At 59.0% G+C, this 24,585-nt stretch carries 22 protein-coding genes; 14 read left to right on the plus strand and 8 right to left on the minus strand.

What is annotated here, in order from left to right; all coding sequences use genetic code 11:
• Position 1: 1 nt before the first annotated feature.
• Entirely contained in the window at positions 2 to 640 is a 639-nt protein-coding gene (gene upp, locus PPTH39_RS11290) for a uracil phosphoribosyltransferase (RefSeq protein WP_095001117.1), read from the minus strand.
• 164 nt (positions 641 to 804) lie between these two features.
• Between upp and PPTH39_RS11295 the strand changes: the two genes are divergently transcribed.
• Together PPTH39_RS11295 and PPTH39_RS11300 are read left to right on the plus strand one after the other, a co-directional pair.
• Positions 805 to 1,362, plus strand: a complete 558-nt coding sequence (locus PPTH39_RS11295; RefSeq protein ID WP_095018249.1) for a hypoxanthine-guanine phosphoribosyltransferase — start codon at positions 805 to 807, stop codon at positions 1,360 to 1,362.
• A 64-nt stretch (positions 1,363 to 1,426) separates the two neighbouring features.
• Positions 1,427 to 2,368, plus strand: a complete 942-nt coding sequence (locus PPTH39_RS11300) for an AEC family transporter (protein ID WP_130871984.1) — start codon at positions 1,427 to 1,429, stop codon at positions 2,366 to 2,368.
• A gap of 2 nt (positions 2,369 to 2,370) precedes the next feature.
• Here the strand turns inward: PPTH39_RS11300 and PPTH39_RS11305 are convergent, their stop codons facing one another.
• The 6 genes from PPTH39_RS11305 to gatC all read right to left on the minus strand — a co-directional run bounded on the left by PPTH39_RS11305 (position 2,371) and on the right by gatC (position 8,728).
• Positions 2,371 to 3,843 carry a PhoPQ-activated pathogenicity-related family protein gene (locus tag PPTH39_RS11305; protein ID WP_130871985.1) on the minus strand — a complete coding sequence of 491 codons (1,473 nt, stop codon included), beginning with the start codon at positions 3,841 to 3,843 and terminating at the stop codon, positions 2,371 to 2,373.
• A 137-nt stretch (positions 3,844 to 3,980) separates the two neighbouring features.
• Positions 3,981 to 5,021 carry a calcium/sodium antiporter gene (locus PPTH39_RS11310; RefSeq protein WP_130872123.1) on the minus strand — a complete coding sequence of 347 codons (1,041 nt, stop codon included), beginning with the start codon at positions 5,019 to 5,021 and terminating at the stop codon, positions 3,981 to 3,983.
• A gap of 47 nt (positions 5,022 to 5,068) precedes the next feature.
• Positions 5,069 to 5,440, minus strand: a complete 372-nt coding sequence (locus PPTH39_RS11315; protein WP_095018247.1) for a septal ring lytic transglycosylase RlpA family protein — start codon at positions 5,438 to 5,440, stop codon at positions 5,069 to 5,071.
• Between the two features lie 77 nt (positions 5,441 to 5,517).
• Positions 5,518 to 6,963 carry an Asp-tRNA(Asn)/Glu-tRNA(Gln) amidotransferase subunit GatB gene (gene gatB / locus PPTH39_RS11320; protein ID WP_095018246.1) on the minus strand — a complete coding sequence of 482 codons (1,446 nt, stop codon included), beginning with the start codon at positions 6,961 to 6,963 and terminating at the stop codon, positions 5,518 to 5,520.
• A gap of 10 nt (positions 6,964 to 6,973) precedes the next feature.
• Complete coding sequence (gene gatA / locus PPTH39_RS11325; RefSeq protein WP_095018245.1) at positions 6,974 to 8,425, minus strand: Asp-tRNA(Asn)/Glu-tRNA(Gln) amidotransferase subunit GatA; 1,452 nt, start codon at positions 8,423 to 8,425, stop codon at positions 6,974 to 6,976.
• 15 nt (positions 8,426 to 8,440) lie between these two features.
• Positions 8,441 to 8,728, minus strand: coding sequence for an Asp-tRNA(Asn)/Glu-tRNA(Gln) amidotransferase subunit GatC (gene gatC, locus PPTH39_RS11330; protein WP_016781778.1), 288 nt, complete (start codon positions 8,726 to 8,728; stop codon positions 8,441 to 8,443).
• 210 nt (positions 8,729 to 8,938) lie between these two features.
• On the opposite strand from gatC, the gene mreB reads away from it, so the two are divergent.
• From mreB to tldD, 8 genes are all read left to right on the plus strand, one after another.
• On the plus strand, positions 8,939 to 9,976 hold the full coding sequence (gene mreB / locus PPTH39_RS11335; RefSeq protein WP_002555108.1) for a rod shape-determining protein MreB: 1,038 nt from the start codon (positions 8,939 to 8,941) through the stop codon (positions 9,974 to 9,976).
• Between the two features lie 143 nt (positions 9,977 to 10,119).
• Positions 10,120 to 11,190, plus strand: a complete 1,071-nt coding sequence (gene mreC / locus PPTH39_RS11340; RefSeq protein ID WP_130871986.1) for a rod shape-determining protein MreC — start codon at positions 10,120 to 10,122, stop codon at positions 11,188 to 11,190.
• Entirely contained in the window at positions 11,191 to 11,679 is a 489-nt protein-coding gene (gene mreD / locus PPTH39_RS11345) for a rod shape-determining protein MreD (RefSeq protein ID WP_095001125.1), read from the plus strand.
• A gap of 51 nt (positions 11,680 to 11,730) precedes the next feature.
• A complete protein-coding gene (locus PPTH39_RS11350) occupies positions 11,731 to 12,336 on the plus strand; it encodes a Maf family protein (RefSeq protein WP_130871987.1) in 606 nt (201 codons plus the stop codon).
• Between the two features lie 56 nt (positions 12,337 to 12,392).
• A complete protein-coding gene (rng, locus tag PPTH39_RS11355; protein WP_095001127.1) occupies positions 12,393 to 13,850 on the plus strand; it encodes a ribonuclease G in 1,458 nt (485 codons plus the stop codon).
• 75 nt (positions 13,851 to 13,925) lie between these two features.
• Positions 13,926 to 17,738, plus strand: a complete 3,813-nt coding sequence (locus PPTH39_RS11360) for a YhdP family protein (RefSeq protein ID WP_095026598.1) — start codon at positions 13,926 to 13,928, stop codon at positions 17,736 to 17,738.
• Between the two features lie 9 nt (positions 17,739 to 17,747).
• On the plus strand, positions 17,748 to 18,575 hold the full coding sequence (locus tag PPTH39_RS11365; protein ID WP_095001129.1) for a carbon-nitrogen hydrolase family protein: 828 nt from the start codon (positions 17,748 to 17,750) through the stop codon (positions 18,573 to 18,575).
• Between the two features lie 155 nt (positions 18,576 to 18,730).
• Entirely contained in the window at positions 18,731 to 20,173 is a 1,443-nt protein-coding gene (gene tldD, locus PPTH39_RS11370) for a metalloprotease TldD (RefSeq protein ID WP_016781785.1), read from the plus strand.
• A 47-nt stretch (positions 20,174 to 20,220) separates the two neighbouring features.
• Here tldD and yjgA read toward each other — a convergent pair whose 3' ends face one another.
• A complete protein-coding gene (yjgA, locus tag PPTH39_RS11375; protein WP_016781786.1) occupies positions 20,221 to 20,742 on the minus strand; it encodes a ribosome biogenesis factor YjgA in 522 nt (173 codons plus the stop codon).
• Positions 20,743 to 20,849: 107 nt separating this feature from the next.
• On the opposite strand from yjgA, the gene pmbA reads away from it, so the two are divergent.
• From pmbA to PPTH39_RS11395, 4 genes are all read left to right on the plus strand, one after another.
• Entirely contained in the window at positions 20,850 to 22,196 is a 1,347-nt protein-coding gene (pmbA, locus tag PPTH39_RS11380; protein WP_095018242.1) for a metalloprotease PmbA, read from the plus strand.
• Between the two features lie 141 nt (positions 22,197 to 22,337).
• Positions 22,338 to 22,733 (plus strand): FagA protein, encoded by a 396-nt coding sequence (locus tag PPTH39_RS11385; protein ID WP_095001132.1) that lies wholly within the window; start codon positions 22,338 to 22,340, stop codon positions 22,731 to 22,733.
• Positions 22,726 to 24,102, plus strand: coding sequence for a class II fumarate hydratase (locus PPTH39_RS11390; protein ID WP_095018241.1), 1,377 nt, complete (start codon positions 22,726 to 22,728; stop codon positions 24,100 to 24,102). Before PPTH39_RS11385 ends, PPTH39_RS11390 begins: the two co-directional genes overlap by 8 nt.
• 27 nt (positions 24,103 to 24,129) lie before the next feature.
• Positions 24,130 to 24,585: a hypothetical protein gene (locus PPTH39_RS11395; RefSeq protein WP_130871988.1), complete on the plus strand. Its 456-nt coding sequence runs from the start codon at positions 24,130 to 24,132 to the stop codon at positions 24,583 to 24,585.

Genomic DNA, 24,585 nt, shown 5'->3' on the forward strand with positions numbered 1-24,585 from the left:
GTTAAATGTCCTTTTGCTTGGTGCCGAAGATCTTGTCGCCGGCATCACCCAAGCCCGGAATGATGTAGCCGTGCTCGTTCAAACGCTCATCAATGGAGGCGGTGTAGATGGTTACGTCCGGGTGAGCGGCTTCAACAGCTGCAATCCCTTCAGGCGCAGCAACCAGCACCATGGCGCGGATTTCCTTGCAGCCTGCTTTTTTCAGCAGATCAATGGTGGCAACCATCGAGGAACCGGTGGCCAGCATCGGGTCGATAATCATCGCCAGACGCTCGTTGATTTCCGGTACCAGTTTTTCCAGGTAAGTGTGGGCCTGGAGGGTTTCTTCATTGCGGGCAATGCCGACAGCACTGACCTTGGCGCCCGGGATCAGGCTAAGGACGCCTTCAAGCATGCCGATACCTGCACGCAGGATCGGGACGACGGTAATTTTCTTACCGGCGATTTTTTCAACTTGAACAGTGCCACACCAGCCGTCGATATCGTAGGTTTCGAGGGTCAGGTCACTGGTGGCTTCATAGGTCAGCAACGCGCCGACTTCCTGAGCGAGCTCGCGGAAATTCTTCGTGCTAATGTCAGCACGACGCATCAGGCCGAGTTTGTGACGGATTAGCGGATGGCGTATCTCACGGATAGGCATAGGGAAAAACTCCGGGGGCAGGCAAAAAAACCGGCCTAGATTAATCTAATCCGGGGTGATGTCCTACAGACATTACTGCACGTTAGTCCATAAATGCTTGATCTGAGCCAAGCGGATGCGTACCTTTGCCCGCTTTTCTTGCACAACACCCCCTGGAGAGCGTCATGTCTGCTGATCTCGAGCATATCCGTCAAATCATGCGAGAGGCTGACTGCCTGTACACCGAAGCTGAAGTCGAGGCAGCCATTGCCCGCGTTGGCGCGCAAATCACGGCTGAAATGGCCGAGACCAATCCAGTGGTATTTTGTGTGATGAACGGCGGCCTGATTTTTTCCGGCAAGCTGCTTACCCATCTGCAATTTCCGCTTGAAGCGTCGTATTTGCATGCGACACGCTATCGCAATGAAACCACGGGTGGTGACCTGTTCTGGAAAGCCAAGCCTGAAGTCTCGTTTATAGACCGTCATGTACTGATCATCGATGACATCCTCGATGAAGGTCACACCCTGAGCGCGATCGTTGATTTCTGCAAACACGCCGGTGCCCGTCAGGTGCATACCGCGGTATTGATCGACAAGGAACATGACCGCAAGGCGCGTCCTGACCTGAAGGCCGACTACACGGGCTTGCCTTGCATTGACCGTTACGTGTTTGGCTATGGTATGGACTACAAAGGCTACTGGCGTAATGCTGCCGGCATTTATGCCGTCAAAGGTATGTAATAAAGGTCGTTGAAGCTGACCCCTGGAAGGCTTCAACCTGTCCTGTCTTCACGAGAGCGCCGACATGCTGGCTATATTCCTTCAGACGCTCTCCATTACGGCTCCCGTGTTTGCCATGCTGTTTTTAGGCGTGGTGCTCAAGCGCGTGGGCTGGATCAATGACAACTTTATCCATACGGCGTCGGCATTGGTGTTTAACGTCACCATGCCGGCGTTGTTGTTTTTGGGTATTTTGCACGCCGACCTCAGGGCTGCCTTGCAGCCCAAGGTGCTGGCGTATTTTGTCGCGGCGACCCTGTTCAGCTTTGCCCTGGCGTGGGGCTGGTCAATCTGGCGCTGCCCGCGGGAAGATCGCGGCATCTACACCCAGGGCGCTTTTCGCGGTAATAACGGGGTTATCGGCCTGGCTCTGGCGGCCAGCATGTACGGCGAATACGGGATTTCACTGGGGGCAGTGCTCGCCGGCCTGGTGATCCTGCTCTACAACACCCTGTCGACCATCGTATTGGCGGTTTACAGCCCGGTCATCAAGTCCGATCCGTGGAGTATCTGCAAAAGTGTGGTCAAGAACCCGCTGATCATCAGTGTTCTGGCTGCAGTGCCCTTTGCGCTGTTCAAGATCAGCTTGCCTGGCTGGTTGCAGGCATCGGGTGAGTATCTGGCGGCGATGACCTTGCCGCTGGCGCTGATTTGCATCGGTGGCACGCTGTCATTGGCGAGCCTGCGCAAAAGTGGCGACATGGCGCTGAGCGCCAGCCTGGTGAAAATGGTCAGCATGCCGCTGCTGGCAACCCTCGGCGCCTGGATCTGCGGTTTTCGCGGGCCGGAACTGGGGATTTTGTTCCTGTACTTCGCCAGCCCTACGGCGGCTGCCAGTTATGTCATGGCTCGGGCAGCCAATGGTAATCACGAGCTGGCAGCAGCGATTATCGTGATCACCACCTTGATGGCGGCTATCACCACCAATATCGGGATTTTTGTGTTGCAGTGGGGCGGCTGGATTTAATCTCAGGCTGGATCGTTCAGGTTTCTGCATGCAGGCCCGATTTGTTTGGGTGTCCAGGTCGGATAGGTGTGCGGCAAAACCAGTACAGGCGTACTGATGACCAGGCCGTCGGCCATCGTGGCCTCTATGTAGTTGGCGCTCCAGCCCTCTTCGGGTGAGTTCAACTCAACGGTAAGCGTGTTGTTTTCGGTCATGACAATCGAGGTGGCTTCGTACCTGATACCGCAGGCCAGTCGGAAATCACGATCATTGAGATTGAACGCGCGCCATTGAACCAGTTTGGTGGGGCGTTCAGAAAACCCAAGTTGCATTTTTGAACTTGCCGATTCGGTTTTTTCGATGGTTGTTAGGGTCGGTAATGGACGTTTCTGTTGCAGTCGGTTGGTAAAAGCAATCAACGAACTCTCGATAAATGCCTTGATCCCGTAATGGTTTGCGTTGGGTGCGACACGGAGCATTTTTGTTCCAGGCAACGCGTCAAAATAAAACCGTGCGTTGTCCGGGAGAAAAAAGTCATCGCTGCTGGCATTCACGATGTACTTGGGGATTGTCATCCTGTCGGTTGATGATTTGACATAGAGCAGAGGGTCTTCTATCTGCATCAGTTTGTCGAAATCAGCCGTTTCTAACTGTTGCGTAATGCCTTCGTGGTGATAGGCATTGAAAGCGATCGGCCAGCTTTTACCATAAGCACCATAGGTGTGTTTCAGAACCGCTTTGGTGTTGAGAATATCGATAACAAAGGGGGCTATTGCGCTCACCCGCGAGTCTGTCAGCGCCGTCATCCATACCGCCCACCCCCGTTTGGACGCGCCGCTAGCAATAAAACGATCTATTTGCCATGGCTTGAGCTCCTGTTGGGCAAGGTCCATAGCTTTGACCAGTGTGAGCATCATGGGAATGTGCAGCGAAAGAAATGGCCGGGTCTCAGGGCTTTTTAGAAACAGAGACCAGCTATGGGCCACGCTGTCATCTTCGCGACGCGCCAGGTCATCATCGGCATAGGTCAGGTACTGATTCGGGATATTGCTGACAGAGACCACAATGGTTTGCGTTTGCCGGGCAATGCCGAGTGCCATTTCTTCGGTAAAGTCTGTTGAAGGTTGCAGGGGTTTGTCGGTTGCAGGGATATTGATCCCGTTATTGGCGATCAATAGTGCCTGGCTATTCAATGCAGCTTGCGGAATATAGATATCGACAGTGTGAACCCAGTCGGTCGGGCGAGCGAAGTCATGCCCTGTCCAGCGCTGGGACTGAAGCTCGAAGCGACGTCTTTCCACCCCGGGAAACAATGTTGAGCCGATGAACTTATGCGTCAGCGCCTGACCAGCTTGAGCCTGTTTGTAGCAGCCCAATACTTTACTGAAATCTTGACCGTTGTTGATGAAGCAGGCCATCGCGGCATCCGATGCGTAACTGCAACCGCTTGTCAGCAGGGTGAGGGCGAGTAAAACGAGGGAGCGAAGTGAGTTCATGGCAGGCCCGTAAATACCAGAGGCGCATGTATCGCGCGGCATCCTCCATGTTTACGGGAGTTATCTAAATACTTCAGCAGGATGTACCTGTCTTTGTTGTAGGTTTTGTTCCTGCATTAAGTGGTAGTCACCACGCCTCAATGTTGTCGGCGCCATGCACGCAAAGTGCTGAACAGCAGAAACAGCAACAAAGCCGGCAGAATGTAAAACAGCATCAGATGCTCGAGCCTGCCTGCCAGCGGCATGCCGGTGGTGAATGACACTACGTGCAGGCCATACGCCAGATACAAGCCGAGAAACAGCAAGCCTTCCACCCGTGTCACCCGATAGCCGCTATAGAACACCGGCAGGCACAGTGCTGCCACGCCCAGCATTACCGGCAGGTCGAAGGCCAGTGCATTGGGCGACACCGACAGTGGCGCGGGCGCCAGCAGGGCGGTGAGCCCCAATACGCCCAGCAGGTTAAACACGTTGCTGCCAATGACGTTGCCCACCGCAATTTCACGCTGGCCGCGAAATGCAGCAATCAGGGAAGTGGCCAGCTCGGGCAGTGAGGTACTCACGGCGATGATGGTCAGGCCGATGATGCGTTCGGACAGGCCCAGCTCTGACGCCACCTCGACGGCAGCGCCCAGCAGCAGGTGGCCGGCAAACCCGAGGAGGAGCAAGGCGCAGCCCATCTGCGTGAGTGTGCGTAGCCATGAAGCGTGAGGGGTGTCGCGGCCGGGGTGGTGGTGACCGCTGTGGCGGGATTGGTGCAGCAGCAAGAACAGGTACACCAGCAAGCCGACCAGCAACAGTGCGCCGTCCAGGCGGTCGAGTTGATGGTTCAGGGCCAGTGCAAACACCATGATGCTGGCGAGAATCATCAACGGGATGTCCAGGCGCACCAGCTGTCGCGACACCCGCAGTGGAATAATCAGCGCCGAAAGCCCGAGGGTGACGAGGATGTTAAAAATATTGCTGCCAATGACACTGCCCACGGCAATGTCCGCGGTGTCATTGAGCGCGGCCTGCAGGCTGACCGTCATCTGGGGGGCGCTGCTGCCCATTGCTACCACGGTCAAGCCGACCAGAAGTGGCCGTACCTTCAATTTGCTCGCAATGTGCTCTGCGCAGCGCACCAACAGCTGCGCACCTGCAATCAACAGCACCAGGCCGCCGAACAGTTGCAGCACGCTCCACGCAGATAATGCGTTCAAGCCGAAAATAGTGACCCCCTCGCTTAGTCGCTCAAGCCCTGGACCCGGACTTTAGCCGTGCCACTGCGCAGCATATCCAACTGCCTGGCGGCCTGGCGTGAAAGATCGATCAAGCGGCTGCGCGTATGCGGGCCGCGGTCATTGATGCGTACCACGACGGATTTGTCGTTGCTCAAGTTGGTGACCAGTACCCGCGTCCCGAAAGGCAGGGCGGGATGGGCAGCGGTAAGGGCATTTTGGTCGAAAGGTTCACCGCTGGCGGTTCGCTTGCCGTGGTGGCGAGCGCCGTAATAGGAGGCAATGCCGGTTTTGTCATAGCCGCGGGGGTCTATGTCATGGCTGGCACAGCCGGCGAGCAAGCTGAGCAGGGCGCAGGCGCCGAGTAGCTGCTTCATGGGGGAATCCTTCTGTTGCGGGAAATAACCACAAAAATCTGTGGGAGCGGGCAAGCCCGCTCCCACAGTTGAGTGGCTTAGCCTTCGAGTTTGCTTTTCAGCAGCTCGTTGACCTGTTGCGGGTTAGCTTTGCCTTTGGACGCTTTCATCGCCTGGCCGACAAAGAAACCGAACATCTTGCCGCGCTTGGCTTCGTCTGCCGCACGGTATTGCTCGACCTGCTCTGCGTTGGCCGCCAGCATTTCGTCCAGCACCTTTTCAATGGCGCCGCTGTCGGTGACTTGCTTGAGACCGCGCTTTTCGATGACCTCGTCAGCGCTGCCCTCGCCATTGGCCATTGCTTCAAGCACCACTTTGGCAATCTTGCCGGAGATGGTGTTGTCCTTGATGCGCTGCAGCATGCCGCCCAGCTGTTCGGCGCTTACCGGTGACTGGTCGATGTCCAGGCCTTGCTTGTTAAGCAGGCTGCCCAGCTCAACCATGACCCAGTTGGCCGCCAGCTTGGCGTCGCCGCTGATGCTCACGACTTTTTCGAAGTAGTCCGCCTGTTCGCGGCTGGAGGCCAAAACGCTGGCGTCGTAAGCCGACAGGCCGAACTGCGACTGGAAGCGCTCGCGCTTTTGCGGTGGCAGTTCTGGCAGGGTGGCGCGAACCTGTTCGATAAACGCATCTTCGATCACCACCGGCAGCAGGTCGGGATCGGGGAAGTAACGGTAGTCGTTGGCTTCCTCCTTGCTGCGCATGGCGCGGGTTTCGTCCTTGTTCGGGTCATACAGGCGGGTTTGCTGGATAACCTTGCCGCCGTCTTCGATCAGCTCGATCTGGCGCTGGATTTCGCTGTTGATCGCCTTCTCGATAAAACGGAACGAGTTGACGTTCTTGATCTCGCAGCGGGTGCCGAACTCGGCCTGACCCACCGGGCGCACCGATACGTTGCAGTCGCAACGCAGCGAGCCTTCGGCCATGTTGCCGTCGCAGATACCCAGGTAACGTACCAGGGCGTGCATGGCTTTGACGTAGGCCACGGCCTCTTTGGCGCTGCGCATGTCCGGTTCGGAAACGATTTCCAGCAGCGGTGTGCCCGCGCGGTTCAGGTCGATGCCGGTGGAGCCGCTGAAGTCTTCGTGCAGGCTTTTGCCGGCGTCTTCTTCAAGGTGCGCGCGGGTAATGCCGACCCGCTTGACGGTGCCGTCTTCCAGAGTGATGTCCAGGTGACCCTTGCCGACGATCGGCAACTCCATCTGGCTGATCTGGTAGCCCTTGGGCAGGTCGGGGTAGAAATAGTTCTTGCGGGCAAACACGTTGTGCTGACCGATCTCGGCATCTACTGCCACGCCGAACATGACGGCCATGCGCACGGCCTCCTGGTTCAGTACCGGCAATACGCCGGGCATGCCCAGGTCTACCAGGCTGGCCTGGGTGTTCGGTTCTGCACCAAAGGTGGTGGCACTACCGGAGAAAATCTTCGATTGGGTGGCGAGCTGGGAGTGAATTTCCAGCCCGATCACAACTTCCCATTGCATATGTTTCTCCTCAGAAGCCGGCAGGTGAGCGCGTGTGCCAGTCAGTGTTCAACTGATACTGGTGGGCGACGTTGAGCAGGCGACCTTCCTGGAAATAAGGTGCAAGCAACTGCACGCCCACTGGCAAGCCATCGACAAAACCGGCTGGCATCGACAGGCCCGGCAGGCCCGCGAGGTTGGCGGTGATGGTGTAGACGTCTTCCAGGTAGGCGGAAACCGGGTCGCTGTTTTTAGCGCCGATTTTCCAGGCCGGGTTAGGCGTGGTCGGGCCGAGGATGATGTCGACTTCGTTGAATGCCGCCATGAAGTCGTTTTTGATCAGGCGACGGATTTTTTGCGCCTGCAGGTAGTAAGCGTCGTAGTAGCCCGCCGACAGGGCGTAGGCCCCCACCAGGATCCGGCGCTGTACTTCCGGGCCAAAGCCCTCGGCGCGCGAGCGCTTGTACAGGTCAGTGAGGTCCTTGGGGTTTTCGCAGCGATGGCCGAAGCGCACACCGTCAAAACGCGACAGGTTGGACGAGGCCTCGGCAGGTGCGATGACGTAGTACGCAGGAATCGCGTGCTGCATGTTCGGCAGGCTGATCGGCTTGATCACGGCGCCGAGTTTTTCCAGTTCCTTGATGCTGTTGTGGATCAGCTCGGCGATACGCGTGTCGAGGCCTTCGCTGAAGAACTCTTTAGGCACGCCGATACGCAGGCCATTCAGCGAACCATTGAGGTTGGCGCTGAAGTCCGGTACGGGTTCGTCAATGCTGGTGGAGTCTTGCGGGTCGAAACCGGCCATGCCTTGCAGCAGGATGGCGCAGTCTTCGGCCGTGCGAGCCAGCGGGCCGGCCTGGTCGAGGCTGGAGGCGTAGGCGATCATGCCCCAGCGCGAAACGCGACCGTACGTCGGTTTCAGGCCTGTGAGGTTGGTCAGGGCTGCCGGCTGTCGGATTGATCCGCCAGTGTCGGTCCCCGTCGCGGCAGGCAACAGGCGGGCGGCAACGGCGGCGGCCGAACCACCCGACGAACCGCCGGGTACGTGGTCAAGGTTCCACGGGTTTTTGACCGCGCCGTAGTAGCTCGATTCGTTGGCCGAACCCATGGCGAACTCGTCCATGTTGGTCTTGCCCAGGCTTACGGCGCCGGCAGCGGCCAGCTTGGCTACCACTGTGGCGTCGTACGGTGCCTTGAAGTTGTCGAGCATCTTCGAGGCGCAGCTGGTGCGTACGCCCAGGGTGCAGAACAGGTCCTTGTGAGCGATCGGGGCGCCCAGCAGGGCACCGCTTTCACCGTTGGCGCGGCGTGCGTCAGCGGCCTTGGCCTGCTCCAGGGCAAGGTCTTCGGTGAGGGTGATAAAACTGTTGAGCTGAGGATCGAGCTGGGCGATACGCGCCAGCAGGGTCTTGGTCAGCTCTTCGGAAGAAAACTTTTTATCGGCGAGTCCGCGGGCGATCTCGGCCAGAGTCAATTGATGCATGCAGGCGCTTTCCCTTTACTCGATGACTTTCGGAACCAGATAGAGGCCGTTTTCGACCGCCGGTGCGATGGACTGATACGCCTCGCGATGATTGCTCTCAGTCACGACGTCTGCACGCAGGCGCTGGCTGGCTTCCAGTGGGTGGGCCAGAGGCTCGATACCGGTCGTGTCGACGGCCTGCATCTGATCAATCAGCCCCAAAATGCTGTTAAGGGCTTCGGTGGTGCGTGGAATATCGGCATCATTGAGGCCAAGACGGGCCAAATGTGCGATTTTTTCCACGTCGGAGCGGTCTAGCGCCATGGGATTCTCCAGTGGAAAACAGGACGGATGCTATCCGTGTGTTAGATTGTCGGAACACTACCGCATTTCTACGGTCATATGGCCGCGATTGTGGGTGTTGGTGCTCAGAAAAGCGCCCAATTTAACATATTGGCGCCTTGCCCAAAATCCCTGTCGTTGTTAGAGTTTGCCGCACTTTTTTACCCACGCGTTGCCTAGGGTCCCTTTCCCATGTTCAAGAAACTGCGTGGCATGTTTTCCAGCGATCTTTCCATCGACCTGGGCACTGCCAACACCCTTATTTACGTGCGCGAGCGCGGTATTGTCCTGAATGAGCCATCAGTTGTGGCTATTCGGACACACGGTAACCAGAAAAGTGTCGTTGCTGTCGGCACCGAGGCCAAGCGCATGCTTGGCCGTACACCGGGCAACATTGCTGCCATTCGTCCGATGAAGGACGGCGTTATCGCCGATTTCAGCGTTTGCGAAAAAATGCTGCAGTACTTCATCAACAAGGTGCATGAAAACAGTTTCCTGCAACCTAGCCCGCGAGTCTTGATTTGCGTGCCTTGCAAATCGACTCAGGTAGAGCGTCGCGCCATTCGTGAATCGGCACTCGGTGCCGGTGCCCGTGAAGTGTTCCTGATCGAAGAACCAATGGCTGCGGCCATCGGTGCGGGCCTGCCGGTTGAAGAAGCTCGTGGCTCGATGGTTGTCGATATCGGTGGCGGTACCACTGAAATCGCGCTGATCTCCCTGAACGGTGTGGTTTACGCCGAATCCGTACGGGTAGGTGGCGACCGTTTTGACGAAGCAATCATCACCTATGTGCGCCGTAACTACGGCAGCCTGATCGGTGAATCGACTGCCGAGCGCATCAAGCAGGAAATCGGCACTGCCTACCCGGGTGGTGAAGTACGTGAAGTCGACGTACGCGGCCGTAACCTGGCAGAGGGCGTACCACGTGCCTTCACCCTGAACTCCAATGAAGTGCTCGAGGCTCTGCAAGAGTCGCTGGCAACTATCGTTCAGGCCGTGAAAAGCGCGCTGGAACAGTCTCCGCCAGAGCTGGCTTCGGACATCGCCGAGCGTGGCCTGGTACTGACCGGTGGTGGCGCCTTGCTGCGTGACCTCGACAAGTTGCTGGCTCAGGAAACCGGTCTGCCGGTGATTGTTGCCGAAGACCCGTTGACCTGTGTTGCGCGTGGCGGTGGCCGTGCGCTGGAAATGATGGATAAACACACGATGGACCTGCTCTCCAGCGAATAAGATCGCGTGGTGCAGCCCTTTCGTTATCATCAGAAGGTAGCACTTTGCAGTGCTGCCTTTTGGCGTTTATCTTCTGTCAATCTTCATCCAGGCCGCTTGAAGCCGTATGAATAAATTGAACACCTGCCCGGGAGGAGCGGCTTATTAAACCGCTCTTTTCCAAAGGCCCCTCATTGGGCGTGCGCTTTCTGGTGCTGGTCGTGCTATCGGTCGCGCTAATGGTAGTGGACGCTCGCTTTACGTTACTCAAGCCTGTGCGCAGCCAGATGTCTCTGGTACTGATGCAGTCCTACTGGATCACCGATCTGCCGCAGCGTTTGTGGCAGGGCGTGGCCAGTCAGTTCGGCAGCCGCACTGAGCTGGTGGCTGAAAACGAGAAACTCAAAACCGAAAACCTTCTGCTTCAGGGGCGCATGCAAAAGCTGGCGGCCTTGACCGAGCAGAACGTTCGCCTGCGCGAGTTGCTCAACTCTTCGGCGCTGGTCAACGAAAAGGTCGAAGTGGCCGAACTGATCGGCATGGATCCCAACCCCTTCACTCATCGCATCATCATCAACAAGGGTGAACGTGACGGCGTTGTGCTGGGCCAGCCGGTACTCGATGCCCGCGGTCTGATGGGGCAGGTGGTTGAGTTGATGCCCTACACCTCGCGTGTCCTGTTGCTGACCGATACCACCCATAGCATTCCAGTGCAGGTCAACCGTAACGGGTTGCGGGCGATTGCCAGCGGTACGGGCAACCCCGAGAGCCTTGAACTGCGTCATGTTGCCGATACGGCGGATATCAAGGTGGGTGACCTGTTGGTCAGCTCGGGCCTGGGGCAGCGCTTCCCGGCCGGTTATCCGGTGGCAACGGTAAAGGAGGTGATTCACGATTCGGGTCAGCCCTTTGCCATTGTGTGGGCCGTGCCGACGGCAGCCCTGAATCGCAGCCGTTACCTGCTGCTGGTGTTCAGTGACAGCCGTACCCCTGAAGAGCGGGCCAACGATGCGGCCAAGGCTCAGCAGGCTGAACAAAACGGTGAACCGCCGCCGATCATTCCGGCGACGGTGCCCAAGCCGGTTGCGCCTGCAGCGGCCGTTATCCCGGCGGCTGTGGCTCCAGCTCCGGCGGCTGTTGCCGAGCCCAAGACCGTGAAAAAACCTGCGCCCGCTGCAACCCCTGCCGCCAAGCCGCCAGCCGCCGTGCCGGCCACTACCCGGGAGAGGCAATAAATGGCGAGTACCCGTTCGCGTAACGGCTGGATCATCTGGCTGACATTTGCCATTGGCCTGTTGCTCAGTATTTCACCCATGCCCCAGTTCATGGAAATCCTGCGCCCGCTCTGGCTGGCATTGCTACTGGCTTTCTGGGCCTTGTACATGCCGCACAAAGTGGGCATGGTCACCGCGTTTTGCCTGGGGTTGGCGGAGGATGTGCTGTATGGCACGTTGCTGGGGCAGAACGCCCTGACCCTGACCCTGATTACCTTTCTGGTGCTGTCCCTTCAGCAGCGCTTGCGGGTGTTCCCGATGTGGCAGCAATGCCTGGTGCTTCTGGTTGTGTTCGGCCTGGCGCAGCTTGCCCAACTGTGGCTCAGTGCGTTGACCGGCAATCGCCAGCCAACGCTGGCGCTGGTGTTGCCGGGTGTGGTCAGTGCCCTGCTGTGGCCCTGGGTCAGTTACGGGCTGCGCGGGCTGTGCAGACGCTTCAAAATCAATTAACCGGATACGAGCCATTTCCTGGTTTGTGCACCTCGACAGGGAGATGTCTTGATGACCTCGCTTTATCTGGCCTCTGGCTCACCGCGCCGACGCGAGTTGTTGACTCAGATCGGCGTGCCGTTTGAAACGGTCAGCGCAGCCATTGACGAAACTCCCCTCCCGAATGAATCCCCTGTGGCCTATGTCGAGCGCCTGGCGCGCGAAAAGGCCCAGGCCGGGCGCCAACAACTGCTGACGACCATGCCGGACGCTGCGTTTTGCGTACTGGGGGCTGACACGGCCGTGGTGCTCGATGAACACATTCTCGGTAAACCGGTCGACGAGGCCGACGCCTTGGCTATGCTCATGGCGCTGTCTGGCCGGGAGCATGAGGTGTTGACCGCGATCGCGATTATTGACGCCGGGAGCTGTGAAACCCGAGTGGTACGCAGTCAGGTACGCTTTAGAAACATCAGCAAACAAGAAGCCAGCCTGTATTGGGCCAGCGGTGAACCCCTGGACAAAGCCGGTGGCTACGCCATTCAGGGCTTGGCTGCGGTGTTTGTGGCGGGCCTGAATGGCAGTTATTCCGCCGTCGTGGGCCTGCCTGTGTGCGAAACCGCAGAACTGCTCGGGCATTTCGGCATACCCTGTTGGCAAAACCTTACCGTGCGCTGAATACGGCACCTACGAGACGTGGCACTACTGTGATGACGCCTGAACGAGACCCAGCCATGAGTGAAGAGATCCTGATCAACATCACGCCGATGGAATCGCGCGTGGCAGTGGTAGAGAACGGTGTTCTGCAAGAGGTGCATGTCGAACGTACCCAGCGCCGGGGCATTGTCGGTAATATCTACAAAGGCAAGATTGTCAGGGTTTTGCCCGGCATGCAGGCTGCCTTTGTGGATATCGGTCTGGATCGTGCTGCTTTTATTCATGCCTCCGAAATTTCCCTGCGTGAAGGCCAGGCCGTTGAAAGCATCGGTACGCTGGTGCATGAAGGCCAGAGCCTGGTGGTGCAAGTCACCAAAGACCCGATAGGTTCAAAAGGTGCGCGCCTGACGACTCAACTGTCGATACCCTCGCGCTACCTGGTGTATATGCCGCGCACTGCCCATGTCGGCATTTCGCTGAAGATCGAAGACGAAGCCGAGCGCGAACGCCTTAAACAGGTGGTCAGTGATTGCGTGGCCCAGGAAGGCATCAAGGAAGCCGGCGGGTTTATCCTGCGTACGGCGGCCGAAGGTGCCGGGGCGGATGAGATCCTGATGGATATTCGCTACCTGCGTCGTTTGTGGGACCAGATCGGTGCCCAGATCAAGACGGTTGGCGCGCCGACGGTGATCTACGAAGACCTGGGCCTGGCGCTGCGTACATTGCGTGATCTGGTCAGCCCCAAGATCGAGAAAATTCGCATCGATTCGCGGGAAACCTTTCAGAGGACCACGCAATTTGTTGCCGAACTGATGCCGGAAATCGCCGACCGCCTTGAGCACTACCCGGGCGAACGGCCGATTTTCGATTTGTACGGCGTTGAAGACGAAATCCAGAAGGCCCTGGACCGCAAGGTACCGCTCAAGTCCGGCGGTTATCTGGTGGTCGACCCGGCTGAGGCCATGACCACCATCGACGTCAACACCGGCGCGTTTGTGGGGCATCGCAACCTTGAGGAAACCATCTTCAAGACCAACCTCGAAGCGGCTACCGCGATTGCCCGGCAACTGCGCCTGCGCAACCTGGGCGGGATCATCATCATCGACTTTATCGACATGGAAGATGAAGAGCACCAGCGCCAGGTGATACGCACCCTGGAAAAACAGCTGGAGCGTGATCACGCCAAGACCAACATCATCGGCATTACCGAGTTGGGTCTGGTGCAGATGACCCGCAAACGTACGCGCGAGAGCCTGGAGCAAGTGTTGTGCGAGCCGTGCGTGTGCTGCCAGGGCCGGGGAAAGTTGAAAACCCCCGAAACCATCTGCTATGAAATCTTCCGTGAGATCCTGCGAGAGGCCCGGGCTTATCAAGCGACCGGCTATCGTGTGCTGGCCAACCAGAAAGTGGTGGATCGTTTACTGGACGAAGAGTCAGGCAATGTCGCGGAGCTGGAAGGGTTTATCGGTCGCACGATTCGTTTTCAGGTCGAAACCATGTACTCCCAGGAACAATACGACGTGGTGCTGCTCTGAAGTATCTAGCGTCACATAGCGTCGAAAAGGGGCTGAAACCGGCCCCTACGATCATTATTTAAGGGGCCACCTGACATGGAGCGTCTGACACGCTTTTTTGCCGCGCTGACCCGTTGGGGGCTGGGCGCGTGCGCTCTGGTTTTGGTCCTGACGGCGTTGTACGTCAGTATCGGCCGTGAATTGACCCCCCTGATCGCCGAATACCGCGTTGAAGTGCAGAGCAAAGCCCGTGAAGCGCTGGGCATGCCATTGACCATTGGCAGCCTGGAAGGAAGCTGGAGCGGCATGGCGCCGGTATTGAAGGCCCACGACGTCATGGTCGGTGAGGGCAACAGCGCCCTGCGTCTGGATGAAGTGCAGGTGGTGCCCGATGTGTGGGCCAGCCTGTTGAACCGTGATATCCGTATTGGTCACGTGCAACTCAATGGTCTGCAACTGAGCTTGCGCCAGGATGAACACGGCCACTGGGCACTCGAAGGGCTGCCGGTGCAGGATGACCAGCCGCTTGACCCTGAGCAGTTGCTCAACCAGCTGCAACGTGTGGCGCGGTTGTCGGTGCTCGACAGCCAGGTGACCCTGGAACCCTACAAACAATCCCCGCTGACCCTGACTTATGTCGGGCTGACGCTGGACGTCGGCGCGTCGGACCAGCGTCTTGATGCGCGGCTGACCTTGCCCGATGGCCAGCCCGTGGCGCTGAGCCTCAGCACACAGGTTCAGGCCAGCCACTGGCGTGACGGTGCGGCCCAGGCCTATGTGAGCCTGCCGCAAAGTGATTGGGCCAAGTGGCTGCCGGCCACGCTGATCGCACCGTGGAAAGTCTCCGAGCTCAAGGCTGGAGGCGAGTTCTGGTTCAACTGGAGCCAGGGCTCGGTACAGAGCGCGGTGGCGCGCCTGAATGCGACCCGGTTCAGTGGTGCCTATGCCGATCGCAAACCCGAGACCATCGAGAACCTGGCGCTGCATGCCTGGGCTGAGCGCGGCAAACAGGGTTTCAGGGTGGTGCTCGACTCACTGGCCATGAACCTGGGCAAGACCCGTTGGGAAACCCGTCTGCAACTGCAGCAGTTCGCGGCCACCGACAAGGAGCAGGAGCGTTGGCACCTGCAGGCCGACCGCCTGGACCTGACCCCGATCACGCCGCTGATGGACTCACTGGCCCCCGTGCCGGAAGCCGTCGCCAAAGTCATCGATCAATTGAGCGTTACCGGCACCTTGCGCAATGTGCTGGCTGATTATCGACCAGCAGCCACGGACGATCAAAAAATCAGCTTTGCGGCCAATCTGGAGCAGGTCGGCTTCAATGCCACCCACGGCGCTCCGGCGGCGCGCAATGTCAGTGGCCTGATCAGCGGCGACCTGGGCAAGGGCGAACTGCGCCTGGACAGCAAAGACTTCATGCTGCACCTCGACCCGATCTTCGCCAAGCCCTGGCAATACCTGCAAGCCAATGCCCTGCTGACCTGGACCCTGAACAAGGACAGCTTCACCCTGATTGCGCCCTACATCAAAGTGCTGGGGGAAGAGGGCAATATCGCGGCCGACTTTTTGATCCGCATTCACCTTGACCATTCCCAGGAAGATTACATGGACCTGCGGGTGGGCCTGACAGATGGCGACGGCCGTTTTACCCCCAAGTACCTGCCTGAAGTACTGAGTCCGGCGCTTTCGGAGTGGCTGAGCACGGCGATTATCAAAGGAGCAGTCGAAGAGGGCTTCTTCCAGTATCAAGGTTCGCTGAGCCATGACGCCGTTGCGGCGGCGCGCAATATCAGCCTGTTTTTCAAGGTGCATGGCGCAGAACTGGCGTTCCAGCCTGGCTGGCCCCATGTGCGTAACGTGTCGGGCGATGTGTTTATTGAAGATAGCGGTGTGCGGATCATGGCCAGCAAAGGTCAGCTACTCGACACCCGTGTGCGTAACGTGGCTGTCAGCATCCCGCATGTGCCTGCCGGCAAGGTCAGCCATCTGTTTCTGGATGGCGACTTTGAGGGCGGGCTGGGGGACGGTCTGAAAATTCTTCAGGAAGCACCGATAGGTACCGCAGAAACGTTCGCTGGCTGGCAGGGTGAAGGTTCGCTGAAGGGCCGTGTTGATCTGGACATCCCGCTGGAAAAGGGTGTGGAGCCAAAAATCCTGGTGGACTTCAACGTCGACAAGGCGCGCCTGAAAATCAGCGAACCCGAGCTTGAACTGACCCAGCTCAAGGGTGACCTGCGCTTTGACAGTGCCAAGGGCCTGAGCGGCAAGGGCATCAGCGCCCGGGCGTTCGATCGCCCGATCACCGCGCAGATCTTTGCCGACGGCAAGCCTGGCCGCATCAGCACCCGGGTGGTGGCCAGCGGTCAGGTGGGGGTGAAAAAACTCACGGACTGGCTCAAGTTCAATCAACCGATCCCGGTAAGCGGTGACTTGCCCTATCAGTTGCAACTGACCCTGGACGGTGCCGACAGCCAGTTACGCGTCAGCTCCAGCCTCAAGGGCGCGGTGGTGGATTTGCCGGCACCCTTCGGGCTGGCGGCCAATGAAAGCCGCAACAGCGTGTTTCGCATGACTCTGCAAGGGGCCGAGCGGCGGTACTGGTTTGACTACGGCGACCTGGTCAACCTGACCTTTGCTGCCCCCAATGGCAAGTTTGAAGACGGGCGTGGCGAGTTGTTCCTGGGCGATGGCAAACCCGTTTTGCCCACGACCAAGGGCCTGCGCATTCGCGGCGTGCTGTCGGAGCTGGACGTCGCCCCCTGGCAGGCGCTGGTCGAACGATATGCCGGCAATGACCCCGGCGGTAGCGCCAAGCAACTGCTCAGCAGTGCGGACTTTAAAGTCGGCAAGTTGATTGCCTTCGGCACCCAATTGGATCAGGTGCGCCTGGTCATGAAGCGCGTCGCCGCCTCCTGGGCGCTGCAAATCGACAGCAAGCAGGCCATCGGCGCCGTGACCCTGCCGGATGCGAACAACGCACCGATTGTGGTCAACATGCAGACCATTCGCCTGCCTGCGCCTGATCCCAAGACGGTGGCAGACGAGAATGCCCCCGACCCGCTGGCTGCGGTCGACCCGCGCAAAATACCGGCCCTGGACATCATTATTCGCCAGCTCTACCAGGGGGCGGACCTGCTTGGTGCCTGGTCACTCAACATTCGACCCAACAGCCGGGGCATCAGCCTTACCAGTCTCAACCTGGGGCTCAAGGGCATGCTGCTAGAAGGTTCGGGCGGCTGGGAAGGCGTGGCGGGTAACAGCAAAAGCTGGTACCAGGGGCGCCTGGGTGGCGGCAACCTGGCCACGGTGCTGAAGAACTGGGGCTTTGCCCCCAGCGTCACCAGCGACAACTTTCATGTGGACATCGATGGCAACTGGCCCGGTTCGCCAGCGTGGATTGGCCTCAAGCGTTTCTCCGGCACACTGGACGCCTCGCTCAACAAGGGGCAGTTTGTGGAAGTCGACGGCAGCGCCCAGGTGCTGCGCATTTTTGGCTTGCTCAACTTCAACGCCATTGGCCGTCGTCTGCGCCTGGACTTCTCCGACCTGTTCGGCAAGGGCCTGAGCTATGACCGGGTCAAGGGCGTGCTCAATGCCCGCAGCGGCGTGTACAGCACAGGCAAGCCGATCCTGATGACCGGGCCGTCCACCAATCTGGAACTTAACGGTACATTGAACATGGTCACCGACCGGGTCGACGCCAAGCTGCTGGTGACCTTGCCCGTGACCAATAACCTGCCCCTTGCAGCGCTGTTGGTGGGCGGGCCGGCAGCGGGCGGGGCGATGTTCCTGCTCAACAAGCTGATCGGTGACCAGGTGTCGCGCTTCGCCAGCGTGCAATACAGCATTCAAGGGCCGTGGAACGATCCGAAGATCACTTTCGACAAGCCTTTCGAGAAACACTAGGAGCGCAGCATGACCCTGGCAGTGATTCAAATGGTCAGCCAGAGCGATGTCCTGGCCAATCTGGCCCAGGCGCGCCGGCTGCTGGAAGAGGCTGCCCAAGGCGGTGCGCAACTGGCCGTGTTGCCCGAGAACTTTGCCGCGATGGGCCGTCGCGATACTGCCGCCATCGGCCGCGCCGAGGCGTTGGGCGAGGGCCCGATCCTGCCCTGGTTGAAACAGACCGCCCGCGACCTCAAGTTATGGGTAGTGGCTGGTACTTTGCCTCTGCCGCCCGAGGGGCAGCCTGAAGCCAAGGTCAATGCTTGTTCATTGCTGATCAACGCCGAGGGCGAGCAAGCGGCCCGTTACGACAAATTGCACTTGTTTGATGTGGATGTGTCTGACAACCGTGGCCGCTATCGCGAGTCTGATGACTATGCCCGGGGCAAGCGTGTGGTGGTGGTTGATACCCCGGTGGGCAAGCTGGGCCTGAGCGTATGTTATGACCTGCGCTTCCCGGAGCTGTACAGTGAGCTGCGCACTGCGGGCGCTGAACTGATTACCGCGCCCTCGGCCTTTACCGCTGTCACGGGTGCGGCCCATTGGGAGATACTGATACGCGCCCGCGCCATTGAAACCCAGTGCTATATCCTTGCAGCGGCCCAGGGCGGCGTGCATCCGGGCCCGCGAGAAACCTGGGGGCATGCAGCCATTATCGATCCCTGGGGGCGGGTGCTGGCCGAGCAGGCGCAGGGCGAGGGGGTGTTGCTGGCCCGCCGCGATGCGCTTGAGCAGGCGGATATCAGGGCGCGCATGCCGGTGGTGAGCCATCGGCGGTTCAACGCCCATCTAATTTAAGTGGGAGCGGGCTTGCTCGCGATGCAGGCGACAGGGTGTAACCGTTGCCCCGCATCGATGCCATCGCGAGCAAGCCCGCTCCCACAGAACAGATTTTTCAGGCCCGAGGGTTCAGCACTCAAAGATGCTGAAGCAGGGGCCAAGACGGAGTGATTATGAGCGAGTTGTTGACCTCAGTCAGCGAACACCTGTTGGCACCCGGAGGTGTCACCATCGAAAGCCTGCAAAGCGTATTGGGAGACCTGGCCGGGCCGGGTATCGACGCGGCAGACCTGTATTTCCAGGGCCAGATTTCCGAATCCTGGGCGCTGGAAGACGGCATCGTCAAAGAAGGCAGCTTTAACCTCGACCAGGGTGTAGGTGTTCGCGCCCAGTCTGGCGAGAAGACCGGCTTTGCCTACAGCAATGCCATTACCCTGGACGCATTGGGTCAGGCCGCCCGCGCCGCCCGTTCGATCTCCCGTGCCGGGCAAAACGGCACGGTGCAGGCGTTCACCACTCAGGACGTGGCTCAGCTGTATGGCCCGGACAACCCGCTGGAAGTCATCAGCCGCGCAGAAAAGGTCGAGCTGCTCAAGCGTGTCGATGCCGCCACCCGCGCCCTCGATCCGCGTATCCAGCAAGTCACCGTGAGCATGGCCGGGGTCTGGGAGCGGATTCTGGTGGCCTCCACCGATGGCGGGCTGGCGGCAGATATCCGGCCGCTGGTGCGTTTCAACGTCAGCGTCATCGTTGAGCAGAATGGCCGTCGCGAGCGCGGCGGTCATGGTGGTGGCGGGCGTACCGACTACCGCTATTTCCTCACTGACGATCGTGCCATGGGTTACGCCCGTGAAGCGTTGCGCCAGGCCCTGGTCAACCTCGAAGCGGTACCGGCTCCGGCAGGTACCATGCCGGTGGTTCTGGGCTCGGGTTGGTCCGGCGTACTGTTGCATGAAGCGGTGGGTCACGGTCTGGAAGGGGACTTCAACCGCAAGGGCAGTTCTGCCTACAGCGGACGCATGGGCGAAATGGTTGCTTCCAAACTGTGCACCATCGTCGATGACGGTACCCTGGCGGGCCGCCGTGGCTCGCTGAGCGTGGATGACGAAGGCACCCCGACCGAGTGCACCACCCTGATTGAAAACGGCGTGCTCAAGGGCTATATGCAGGACAAGCTCAATGCCCGTCTGATGGGCGTGGCGCGCACCGGCAACGGCCGTCGCGAATCCTATGCGCACTTGCCGATGCCGCGCATGACCAACACCTACATGCTGGGCGGCGAAAGCGATCCTGCCGAAATCATCGCTTCGGTGAAAAAGGGCATCTACTGCGCCAATCTGGGTGGTGGTCAGGTCGATATCACCAGCGGCAAGTTTGTGTTCTCCACCAGCGAAGCCTATCTGATTGAAGACGGCAAAATCACTCGCCCAGTCAAAGGCGCGACCCTGATTGGCAACGGGCCGGAAGCAATGAGCAAGGTGTCGATGGTCGGTAACGATCTGTCGCTGGACAGCGGCGTAGGCACGTGTGGCAAGGATGGGCAGTCGGTGCCGGTAGGTGTCGGCCAGCCAACCCTGAAGATTGACGCGATCACTGTAGGCGGTACGGGCGGTTGAGGGGAGGCCCCGTGAAGGTTGCCAGGCAACCTTCACGGGTACGAGGCTTAACGCAGACCGCGTTGAGTCTCGTCCAACCCACGGATGTACTTGAACAATTTGCGGCTTGAAGCCGGTGCCTTGTTATGAGCCAGCTCGTGTTTGGCCTGACGTATCACCGAACGCATTTGCTGGCGGTCGGCTTCAGGGAACTCGGCAACAAACTTTTCCAGTACAGCGTCATCACCCTCGATCAGGCGATCACGCCAGCGCTCGAGGTTGTGAAAACGTTCGTTGTACTGGCGAGAAGAGGCATCGACTTGATCGATCAAGGCAAGAATTTCGTCAAGCGGTTGATCGCGCATCAGTTTGCCGATGAACATCATATGGCGCTTGCGCGCAATATGAGCCGTGTGTTTTGGAGCATCTGCCAAAGCCTTACGCATAGCGTCAGTCAGGGGCATTTTGTTCAGCAAGTCAGGCTTGAGTGTCGTGAGACGCTCGCCCAGATCAACCAGAGCATGAAGCTCGCGTTTGACCTGCGATTTGCTTTTTTCGCCGTCGAAGGCGTCGTCGTAAGAATCAACCATGGTGGCAGTCCGCAAAGAAACGCCGCCATGATAACCAGTCGGGGGCCGATTGTCCGGCCCGGTCGCTCGGCGGCCCTGCCGAAAACAGAATTTGAGTGGAGAAAACCATGAGTGCAGTTCAAAGCGTCGGCCCGCAGGCCTTGCCGGCACTGCAGGAACAGGTCGAGCAAATCATCGCCGAAGCCAGGCGCCAGGGTGCCAGCGCCTGTGAAGTCGCCGTGTCGCTGGAGCAGGGGTTATCGACCTCGGTACGTCAGCGCGAAGTTGAAACCGTAGAGTTCAACCGTGACCAGGGTTTTGGCATCACCCTCTATGTAGGCCAGCGCAAAGGCTCGGCCAGCACCTCGGCCACCGGCCCGGATGCCATCCGCGAAACCGTCGCCGCCGCCCTGGCGATTGCCAAACACACCTCGGAAGACGAAAGCTCGGGTTTGGCCGATGCCAGCCTGATGGCGCGTGAACTGAAAGACTTTGATGTGTTCCACACCTGGGATATCACCCCCGAGCAGGCCATTGAAAAGGCCCTGGCCTGCGAAGCCGCTGCATTTGAGGCCGACAGCCGGATCAAAAATGCCGATGGCACCACCCTCAGCACCCATCAGGGCTGCCGCGTGTACGGCAATAGCCATGGTTTTATCGGCGGCTCGGCTTCGACCCGTCACAGCCTCAGCTGCGTAATGATTGCCGAAGGCGACGGCCAGATGCAGCGTGACTACTGGTATGACGTCAATTGCCAGGGCGAGTTGTTGATGGACGCCGTGAGCATTGGCCAGCGCGCTGCCGAGCGCGCTGCCCGGCGACTGGGCTCGCGCCCGGTACCGACGTGCGAGGTGCCGGTGCTGTTCTCGGCCGAACTGGCTGGCGGCCTGTTCGGCAGCTTCCTGGGGGCAATCTCGGGTGGCAACCTGTACCGTAAATCGTCGTTCCTGCTCGATGCAATGGGGCAGCAGATTTTCCCTGAATGGTTGACCCTGGATGAGCGCCCGCACCTGATGCGCGCCATGGGCAGCTCGTCGTTCGACAATGATGGCCTGGCCACTTACGCCAAACCGTTTATCAAGGACGGCGAGTTGGTTTCGTACATCCTGAGCACTTACTCGGGGCGCAAACTGGGCATGCCGAGCACTGCCAACGCCGGCGGCGTGCATAACCTCTTTGTGACACATGGTGATGAAGACCAGGCAGCCTTGATTCGCAAAATGGGGCGTGGTCTGTTTGTCACCGAGTTAATGGGCAGCGGCCTGAACATGGTCACCGGTGACTATTCCCGTGGCGCGGCGGGTTTCTGGGTCGAGAATGGCGAAATCCAGTTCCCGGTGCAGGAAGTGACCATCGCCGGCAATATGCGCGATATGTTTAAACAGATCGTGGCCGTGGGCAACGATCTGGAGCTGCGCAGCAACATCCGCACCGGTTCGGTGCTGATTGAACGCATGATGGTGGCGGGCAGCTAAGACTGGCCTGTTCCATGCCAAGGCGTATCACTGCAGCGGTGATACGCCTTTTTTGTGTTTGTGCATCTTGTCCTTTAGCAGACTTGTTTTGATAATCAATATCGCTTAATAATGAATCTCATTATCGAGTGAGCCTGGGTCATGAGTTCTGCGTTGCGTGAAGGGCCGTATCTAGAAAGCTGGCGCTGGATGAGCCGCCAGATCCGCTGCGGGCTGGCGCCGGACGAGCCGCGCCTGATCGAGCATTACCTGGCTGAAGGCCGCTATCTTGCTGGCTGTACAGCCACTTCCCCGTGGTTGATTGCGGTCACCACCTTCCGCCTGATGCTAGACACAGCCACTGACACCGCGCTGCCTTGGCACTGGCGCAATCTGTGCCTGGACAACGCGTGGCGTCCGCTGCGCGACCTCGAAACCCAAGCCCTGTGCAATTGCCGACTCAAGCGCTGGCAAAGCTTTGCCTGGCAGTTGGCAACCTGCGAGCTCGAACCTTCAATTTCTTTAACAGAACTGGTGCAAGGATTTCCCGATGAGTAACACTCGTATCGAACGTGACAGCATGGGTGAGTTGCGTGTGCCTGAATCCGCGTTGTACGGTGCGCAAACCCAGCGTGCAGTCGACAACTTCCCCATCAGCCATCAACGCATGCCTGCGCAATTCATTCGCGCCCTGATCCTGGCCAAGGGCGCAGCGGCCCTGGCCAACGTTGAACTCAAGCAGATCAGCGCGGCCCAGGGCGAGGCGATTGTCGAGGCCACCCAGATCCTGTTGACCGGTGATTTCATGGAGCACTTCCCGGTGGATATTTTCCAGACCGGTTCGGGCACCAGCTCCAACATGAATGCCAACGAAGTGATTGCAACCCTGGCCACGCGGCTGCTGGGCGAGCCGGTGAACCCCAACGATCACGTCAACTGCGGGCAAAGCAGCAACGACATTATCCCGACCACCATCCATGTCAGCGCTGCACTGGGCCTGCACGAGCAGTTGCTGCCGGCGCTGAGCCATCTGGTGCAGGTTATCGAGCGCAAGGCGATCGAGGTTCACGCCTACGTCAAAACCGGGCGCACCCACTTGATGGACGCGATGCCGGTACGCATGAGCCAGGTGCTCAATGGCTGGGCGCAGCAGCTCAAGGCCAATATCGAGCATTTGCATAACTTGCAGCCAGCTCTGCAAGCCCTGGCCCAGGGCGGTACCGCGGTGGGCACCGGGATTAACGCCCACCCGCAGTTTGCTGCGTTATTCAGTCAGCAACTCAGCGAGCTGACCGGGGTGGCCTTCACGCCGGGCAAGGACCTGTTTGCCTTGATTGGTTCGCAAGACACCGCAGTGGCTGTTTCTGGTCAGTTGAAGGCCACGGCAGTGTCACTGATGAAAATCGCCAACGACCTGCGCTGGATGAACTCCGGCCCCCTGGCCGGTCTGGGCGAAATCGAACTTGAGGCGTTACAGCCGGGCTCGTCGATCATGCCGGGCAAGGTCAATCCGGTGATTCCGGAAGCCACGGCGATGGTCGCGGCCCAGGTCATCGGCAACGACGCGGCGATCACCGTGGCAGGTCAGTCCGGCAATTTCGAACTGAACGTCATGCTGCCGGTGATTGCGCACAACCTGTTGAGCAGCATCGAACTCATGGCCAACTCAAGCCGCCTGTTGGCTGACAAGGCCATCGCCAGCTTCAAGGTCAATGAAGCCAAGCTCAAGGAGGCGCTGTCGCGCAACCCGATCCTGGTAACGGCACTGAACCCGATCATCGGTTATCAAAAAGCCGCCGAAATTGCCAAGACCGCTTACCAGCAAGGGCGCCCGGTAATCGATGTGGCACTTGAATACACGGATTTGTCACGCAGCCAGCTTGAGGTCCTTCTCGACCCCGAGAAACTCACCGCCGGCGGCGTTTAATCCATCGACACTGCTTTGGAGGTTCACATGGATCACTGGAAACGCACGATCGAAAGAGCCAACCGCTGTTTCGCCGAAGGCGAACTGGTCGATGCCCGCGAGCATTATCTGCAGGCGCTGGCCCTGGCCCTGGCCCAGGTGCTGTTCGAGCGCTGGAGTGATGCCGACGAAGCAGTGGCCGCCTGCGTCATTTCACACCACAACCTGGCGGATCTGCATTTGCGCCTCAATCAACCGGAGGAGAGCGTGGAGTACCTCTGTGCGATTCATCAGCGATTGTTGCAAACCATGCAGAACGCGCGCCTGCCGACAGCATTGCGTGAAGCGGCGCTGCGTCAGAGCAGCAAGACCTACGTAGAGCTTTTGAATTTTATCAGTGAGTACGGCGAGTACCCGCGCTCCAACCTGTTGCTCAAAAGCAATGTGGCTCAGAGCAGCCATGAGTTCTCGACAGTTAGCGGCCATCACTTAGGAGCACATTGA

It is taken from the genome of Pseudomonas bubulae (genome assembly GCF_900618535.1).
GTDB classification, from domain to species: Bacteria; Pseudomonadota; Gammaproteobacteria; order Pseudomonadales; family Pseudomonadaceae; genus Aquipseudomonas; species Aquipseudomonas bubulae.